The sequence below is a fragment of the Candidatus Symbiopectobacterium sp. NZEC135 genome (assembly GCF_025962695.1).
Map to the genome: position 1 here is coordinate 1 of NZ_JAGFPF010000998.1, position 787 is coordinate 787.

Sequence of the window (787 nt, forward strand, 5' to 3'; positions counted from 1 at the left end):
ATCGAGAGCATCGGTCATAAAAGCAATGCCGTGCTGATCGGTGGGCAACTGGGGCTGGCACTGGTGGCGACCATACTGCTGGTTCGCCGGGAAGCGTCGGCCACTGCGCCGCTGTTCCCGTTTGATTTGCTGCGCATTCCAGTGTTCAGTTTGTCGCTGGCGACCTCAATCGCCTCCTTCACCACGCAGATGCTGGCCTTTGTTTCTCTGCCGTTTCTGTTTCACCATGAACTGGCGCTGACTCCGGCCGAAGTGGGGCTAATGATGACACCCTGGCCGTTGGCAACCGGCGTCATGGCTATGGTGGCTGGCAGACTTTCCGATCGGATGTCACCGGCGATACTGGGCGGTGTTGGCTTGCTGCTGCTTGCCGTCGGGATGCTGGCATTGAGCCAGCTTTCCCCGGTCACCACCCTGGCTGATATTGCCTGGCGCATGGCCCTGTGCGGCGCCGGTTTCGGGTTATTTCAGTCGCCCAATAATCGTTTGTTGGTCACCTCAGCACCGCGCCAGCGTAGCGGCGCTGCGGGCGGCATGCTGGGTACCGCGCGTTTGATAGGGCAGTCAAGCGGCACCGCGCTGGTGGGTATGTTGCTGGCACGGTTTGATATGCAGGGCGGTTACTATGCGCTTTATATGGGGTGCGGCACCGCTGCGCTGGCGTGCTTGTTGAGCTTCACCCGCCAGGCCTTCAATCCCTCGGTTGCGGATAAAGGTTAGCGGCAGAGTAACGCTTGCTTTTCCTGCCCGCCTCAGTACCATGGCGGGCTGATTTAACCGGCGCGCC

The 787-nt window shown here is 60.6% G+C and carries 1 protein-coding gene; it reads left to right on the forward strand.

Features of this window, described 5'->3' with window-relative positions; genetic code table 11:
• A partial coding sequence (locus J5224_RS32010) for an MFS transporter (RefSeq protein ID WP_264628989.1) occupies window positions 1-720 on the forward strand: 720 nt, incomplete at its 5' end.
• Window positions 721-787: the final 67 nt, after the last annotated feature.